This is a genomic window from Bradyrhizobium sp. 17 (genome assembly GCF_023073515.1).
In the GTDB taxonomy this organism is placed as follows: Bacteria; Pseudomonadota; Alphaproteobacteria; order Rhizobiales; family Xanthobacteraceae; genus Bradyrhizobium; species Bradyrhizobium canariense_D.
The window spans coordinates 171,140-176,771 of sequence record NZ_JADPJQ010000128.1 but is presented as its reverse complement, the minus strand read 5'-3'; the positions used below and the strand labels follow the sequence as shown (position 1 = coordinate 176,771).

Annotated in this window: 5 protein-coding genes and 1 pseudogene; 3 read left to right on the top strand and 3 right to left on the bottom strand. The window is 64.9% G+C overall.

Going from position 1 to position 5,632, the window contains the following annotated elements; translation table 11 throughout:
• Positions 1-123 precede the first annotated feature (123 nt).
• The 3 genes from truA to def all read right to left on the bottom strand — a co-directional run bounded on the left by truA (position 124) and on the right by def (position 2,442).
• A complete protein-coding gene (gene truA / locus IVB13_RS35955) occupies positions 124-861 on the bottom strand; it encodes a tRNA pseudouridine(38-40) synthase TruA (RefSeq protein ID WP_026232440.1) in 738 nt (245 codons plus the stop codon).
• 120 nt (positions 862-981) lie between these two features.
• Positions 982-1,905 (bottom strand): methionyl-tRNA formyltransferase, encoded by a 924-nt coding sequence (fmt, locus tag IVB13_RS35950; RefSeq protein WP_018453023.1) that lies wholly within the window; start codon positions 1,903-1,905, stop codon positions 982-984.
• 12 nt (positions 1,906-1,917) lie between these two features.
• Positions 1,918-2,442, bottom strand: a complete 525-nt coding sequence (def, locus tag IVB13_RS35945; RefSeq protein ID WP_247492254.1) for a peptide deformylase — start codon at positions 2,440-2,442, stop codon at positions 1,918-1,920.
• A 171-nt stretch (positions 2,443-2,613) separates the two neighbouring features.
• Between def and rmuC the strand changes: the two genes are divergently transcribed.
• The 3 genes and pseudogenes from rmuC to IVB13_RS35930 all read left to right on the top strand — a co-directional run bounded on the left by rmuC (position 2,614) and on the right by IVB13_RS35930 (position 5,629).
• Positions 2,614-3,813 carry a DNA recombination protein RmuC gene (gene rmuC, locus IVB13_RS35940; protein ID WP_018453022.1) on the top strand — a complete coding sequence of 400 codons (1,200 nt, stop codon included), beginning with the start codon at positions 2,614-2,616 and terminating at the stop codon, positions 3,811-3,813.
• A 62-nt stretch (positions 3,814-3,875) separates the two neighbouring features.
• Positions 3,876-4,178: pseudogene (locus IVB13_RS35935) on the top strand (GIY-YIG nuclease family protein).
• An 86-nt stretch (positions 4,179-4,264) separates the two neighbouring features.
• Positions 4,265-5,629 carry an MFS transporter gene (locus IVB13_RS35930; protein WP_018453019.1) on the top strand — a complete coding sequence of 455 codons (1,365 nt, stop codon included), beginning with the start codon at positions 4,265-4,267 and terminating at the stop codon, positions 5,627-5,629.
• Positions 5,630-5,632: the final 3 nt, after the last annotated feature.

The following is a 5,632-nucleotide window of genomic DNA, read 5'->3' as shown; positions in this document are numbered from 1 at the left end:
GGGGGGGATCCAGTATTCCAGAGACGACAGTGACTGAGCCGAGAGGCCACGGCTACTGGATGCCCCGGTCAAGCCGGGGCATGACAGTGGGGGGATGTAGCGAGAGTACGCGCCCTCATCCCATCAGTAATCCACCTGCATCAGATACAGCCCGTCCGGCGGGGCGACGATGCCGCAGGCGGCGCGGTTGCGTGCGGCGAGCGCTGCGGAGAGATCATCGGCGGTCCAGCGGCCTTCGCCGACCCACATCAGCGACCCCACCATCGAACGCACCTGGCTGTGCAGGAATGAGCGCGCCGAGGTGACTATGGTGATCTCGCGCCCGTCGCGCAGCACGTCGAGCTGATCGAGCGTCTTCTCCGGCGACCTGGCCTGGCACTCGGTGTCGCGGAAGGTGGTGAAATCGTGCTTGCCGAGCAGGCGTTGTGCCGCCGCATGCATCGCATCGGCGTCGAGCCGGCGCGGCACGCGCCAGGCGTGGCCGGCATCGAGTGCGAGATTGGCGCGAGTGTTGACGATACGGTAGCGGTAGTGGCGCTTGATGGCTGAAAAGCGCGCCTCGAAACTATCAGGCACGATATCCGCTTCGAGCACCGCGACAGGATGCGGGCGCAGATGCGCATTCAAGCCGTCGCGAAAACGGCCCGGCGGAAACTGCTTGCCGACATCGACATGCGCGACCTGGCCGCGCGCATGCACGCCGGCATCGGTGCGGCCGGCACCATGGACGCGCGCATCCGCGCCGGTCATCGCCTTCACAGCGGCCTCCAACGCGCCCTGCACCGAGGGCAGCGTCTCCTGCACCTGCCAGCCGAAGAACGGCGCGCCGTCATATTCGATGGTGAGCTTGTAGCGGGGCATCTTGTCCAGTTTCGCTGTCATCGCCCGGCTCGACCGGGCAATCCAGTACTCCGCAGCCTATCCGTTCGACCGAGAAGCCTCGGCGTACTGGATACCCCGCCTTCGCAGGGTATGACAGCGTCAGGTGAATTTGGCGCCGGTCTTCAACGGCACGCCGCGCAGGAAGTCCGCGGCCTGCATGCGTGCCTTGCCTTCGCGCTGGAGCTCGATCAGACGGATTGCACCCTCGCCGCAGGCGATGGTGAGGTGATCGTCGAGCACCTCGCCGGGTGCGCCCGTGCCTTTCGCCAGCTCGCAGCGCAGGATCTTGACCCGCGCATTCTCAAGTTCGGCCCAGGCGCCGGGAAACGGCGACAGGCCGTGGATATGGCGCAGCACCTCGCGCGCGGGCCTGGTCCAGTCGATCCGCGCCTCGGCCTTGTCGATCTTGGCGGCATAGGTGACGCCGTCCTCGCTCTGCTGCTTCAGCTGAAGCCCGCCGCGCGCCAGCGCGGCCATGGCGCGCACCATCAGATCGGCACCGAGCCGCGACAGACGATCGTGCAGATCGAGCGCGGTCATGTTGTCCGTGATCGCGAGCCGTTCCGCCATAGCGACGTCGCCGGTGTCGAGGCCAACATCCATCTTCATCACCATCACGCCGCTCTCGGCATCGCCGGCCATGATCGCGCGGTTGATGGGAGCGGCACCGCGCCAGCGTGGCAGCAGCGAGGCGTGCAGGTTGTAGCAGCCGAGCTTTGGCGCATCGAGGATCGCCTGCGGCAGGATCATGCCATAGGCGACGACGACGGCCGCATCGGCGTCAAAGGCGCGAAACTCTTCCAGCGCCTCCGGCGTTTTCAAAGTCTTCGGCGTCAGCACGGGCACACCGAGCTTTCGCGCGGCCTCTTCCACCGGGGTCGGCTGCAATTGCAGCCCGCGCCGTCCGCCGGGCTTCGGCGCGCGCGTGTACACGGCCGCGATCTCGTGGCCATGCGCGACGAGCTCGAGCAGCGTCGGCACGGAGAAATCGGGCGTGCCCATGAAGATCAGGCGGAGGGGCATCGACAGAGAACCTCACTCCGCGCGCTTGGCGGCTTTCTCGAACTTCTTCAGCACGCGGTCGCGCTTGAGCTTTGACAGATAGTCGACGAACAGCACGCCGTTGAGATGGTCGATCTCGTGCTGGATGCAGGTGGCGTAGAGGCCTTCGGCGTCCTCCTCGTGCACCTTGCCGTCGAGATCGGTGTAGCGCACCCGCACCTTCGCAGGGCGCTCGACCTCCTCGTAATATTCGGGGATCGACAGGCAGCCTTCCTCGTAGAACGACAGGTCCTCCGAAGAGGCGATGATTTCCGGATTGATGAAGACGCGCGGCTCGGGCTTGGTCTCGCCGTCCTGGTCGGGCTTGGCGAGGTCCATGGTGATCAGCCGCAACGGCTGCGCGATCTGGATCGCCGCGAGCCCGATGCCGGGCGCGTCGTACATGGTCTCGAACATGTCGTCGGCAAGCTTGCGGATCTCCGGCGTGACCTTCTCGATCGGCTTGGAGACCAGACGCAGCTGCTTGTCGGGCAGGATGATGATTTCTCTGAGGGCCATGGCCGCGATTTAAGCCGCGCGTTCGATGCGGTCAATGCGGCCGGGAACCCCGTTAACCCTCCGCTAACCATAAAACTTCAGGTTTCGTTAACCATAAAAATTAACAGAGCATTTACCATAAATGTTCGCTATTCGTTCGTGTCTCGAAGCGAATCGGCTAGAAGCAGGGGCATGAACGAGATCATTTTCATGCTTGGCGACTGGCCGGTGCGCACCGTGGACGCGCTGATCGGCTTCGGCGCCCTGGTCCTTATCCTGCTGCTCGTGATTGCCGTCGTGATCGCGCGGTCAGGGCGGCGCGGCGCGGAACTCGCGATGGCCAACGCCATCCGCGCCGACGAGCTCGAGGAGCGCATCAGCCAGATGCTGCACGCCCAGAGCGAGGCTTCGGGGCGAGTCGACGCCATGACCCAGACGCTGGCCGGCCGCCAGGCCGACATGGCGCGCGCGGTCAACGAGCGGCTGGATTCGGTGACCCACCGCGTCGGCCAGTCCATGGAGCACTCGACCCGCAACACCATGGAGAGCCTGCACGCGCTGCACGAGCGGCTCGGCATCATCGACAGCGCGCACAAGAACCTCACCGACCTCACCACGCAGGTGACGACCCTGCGCGACGTGCTCGCCAACAAGCAGTCGCGCGGCGCCTTCGGTCAGGCGCGGATGGAAGCGATCGTCCAGGACGGTCTGCCGAAGGGCGCCTACGAGTTCCAGTTCACGCTCTCGACCGGCAAGCGTCCGGACTGCGTCGTGTTCCTGCCCGACCAGCGTCCGCTCTGCATCGACGCGAAATTTCCGCTGGAGGCGATGACCGCGCTGCATGATGCGCGCACCGACGAGGAAAAGCGCATCGCCACGCAGCGGCTGCGCGGTGACGTGATGAAGCATGTCAGCGACATCGCCGAAAAATATCTCGTCGCCGGCGAGACCCAGGAAATGGCGTTGATGTTCGTGCCGTCGGAATCGGTCTACGCCGAGATCCACGACGGTTTCGACGACGTGATCCAGAAGGCGTATCGCGCCCGCGTCGTGCTGGTGTCGCCGTCGCTTTTGATGCTCGCAATCCAGGTGATGCAGCAGATCATGAAGGACGCGCGCATGCGCGATGCCGCCGACCAGATCCAGACCGAAGTGATCAAGCTCGGCGACGACCTCGGCCGCCTGCGCGATCGCGTGCTGAAATTGCAGAAGCACTTTGCCGACGCGAACGAGGACGTCCGCCAGATCCTGATCTCCGCCGACAAGATCGAGAAGCGCGCGGGGCGCATCGAAGAGCTCGATTTCAGCAAGAGCGATGCCCCCGAAGCCCCGCATCTCGTGGCGACCGGCGCTGCCGAGTTGTTCCCGAGGAAGCTCCAGGCGGGGGAGTAGAATATAGAACACACTGTCGTCGCCCGGCTTGACCGGGCGACCCAGTATCCCAGAGACGGCAGATGGGCGGGCGCTGCTACTACGTGTACATTCTCGCCAGCAAGATGGGCGACACGCTCTACATTGGCGTAACGAACGATCTCATCCGCCGTGTGGCCGAACACAAATTGCAGTTAGTCGAGAGCTTCACGAAGGAATAGGGCGTTGTGAAGCTAGTCTATTTCGAGCAATTCGATGATCCCGAGAATGCGATAAAACGCGAGAAGCGCCTGAAAAAATGGACGCGCGCCTGGAAGATTGCGCTGATCGAGAAGGATAATCCCGATTGGAACGATCTCTATGCGGAGATCGCGGGCCCTCCATAACTCCGGCCTCTGGAATACTGGGTCGCCCGGTCAAGCCGGGCGACGACACCTCACTTGTGGCTCTCAGAATCTGCTAACACCACCCCATGACCGCACCCGACGCGACCTCCCCTGCCGGCCCCGGCACGGCCCCCACCTCCTGGCGTGACAGCCTTGCCGTTTACCTGCAGCCGCGGGTGCTGATCGTGCTGTTCCTCGGTTTCTCGTCCGGGCTGCCGCTGGCGCTGTCGGGCTCGACGCTGCTGGTGTGGATGCGGGAATCCGGCGTCGATCTCAAGACCATCGGGCTGTTTGCGCTGGTCGGCACGCCCTACACGCTGAAATTCCTTTGGGCGCCGCTGGTCGATGCGATGCATGTGCCGCTGTTCACGCGCGCCTTCGGGCGGCGCCGCGGCTGGCTGCTGTTCTCGCAATTGCTGCTGATCGCAGCGATCCTGCTGCTGGCGCTGACCGATCCCGCGCGCTCGCCGTTCTACGTCGCGCTCGGCGCATTGCTGGTGGCGACGGCCTCGTCGACGCAGGACATCGTGGTCGACGCCTTCCGCGTCGAGAGCCTGCCGGAGAGCGAGCAGGCCGCCGGCATGGCGTCCTATGTCGCGGCCTATCGCATCGGCATGCTGGTCTCGACCGCCGGCGCGCTGTTCATCGTCTCCGGCTTCGAGAGCACCGGCATCACCCGCACGTCCGCCTGGATGTGGGGCTATGTGGTGATGGCGGCGATGGTCCTGATCGGGACGATCACGGCGCTGGTCGCGACCGAGCCCGAGCAGTCATTGCGGGCGGAAGCCGCGACGCAGACGCAGACCGCGCTCGCGCGCGTGCTGCACGCGGCAATCGGCGCCTTCTCGGAATTCCTGACGCGCAAGGACGCGCTTGCGGCACTCGCCTTCGTCGTGCTGTTCAAGTTCACCGATGCCTTTTCCGGCACGATGACCGCGCCGTTCGTGATCGACCTCGGCTTCTCCCGCAACGACTATGCGGCGATCGTGAAGGGCGTGGGCCTTGCTGCGACTCTGATCGGCGGCTTTGCCGGCGGCTTCGTCGCGCGGCGCTATTCGCTTGCGACCAGCCTCTGGATCGGCGGCGTGGTGCAGGCGCTCGCGAACCTCTCCTTCTCCTGGCTGGCCTTCGTCGGCACCAGCCAATGGGCGCTCGCCTTCGCCATCACCTGTGAGAACTTCACCAGCGCCATCGGCACGGTGATCTTCGTCGCCTATCTTTCGGCGCTCTGCCAGAACCCGCTGCACACGGCGACGCAATATGCGCTGCTCACCGCGCTTGCCGCGGTGGGGCGGACCTATCTCTCGTCAGGCGCCGGCTTCGTGGCTGATACCACCGGCTGGCCGCTGTTCTTCGTGATCTGCATGCTGGTGGCGATCCCGAGCCTGGTGCTGCTGGCCTGGTTGCAGAAGCGCGGGCATTTTGATGCGCTGGGGCCGGTGCGGGTTTAGCGC

Excerpts from the sequence above, each read along its gene's own strand:
- truA (WP_026232440.1), bottom strand. The coding sequence starts at position 861 with ATGCCCCGCTACAAGCTCACCATCGAATATGACGGCGCGCCGTTCTTC.
- fmt (WP_018453023.1), bottom strand. The coding sequence starts at position 1,905 with ATGCCCCTCCGCCTGATCTTCATGGGCACGCCCGATTTCTCCGTGCCG.
- def (WP_247492254.1), bottom strand. The coding sequence starts at position 2,442 with ATGGCCCTCAGAGAAATCATCATCCTGCCCGACAAGCAGCTGCGTCTG.
- rmuC (WP_018453022.1), top strand. The coding sequence starts at position 2,614 with ATGAACGAGATCATTTTCATGCTTGGCGACTGGCCGGTGCGCACCGTG.
- IVB13_RS35930 (WP_018453019.1), top strand. The coding sequence starts at position 4,265 with ATGACCGCACCCGACGCGACCTCCCCTGCCGGCCCCGGCACGGCCCCC.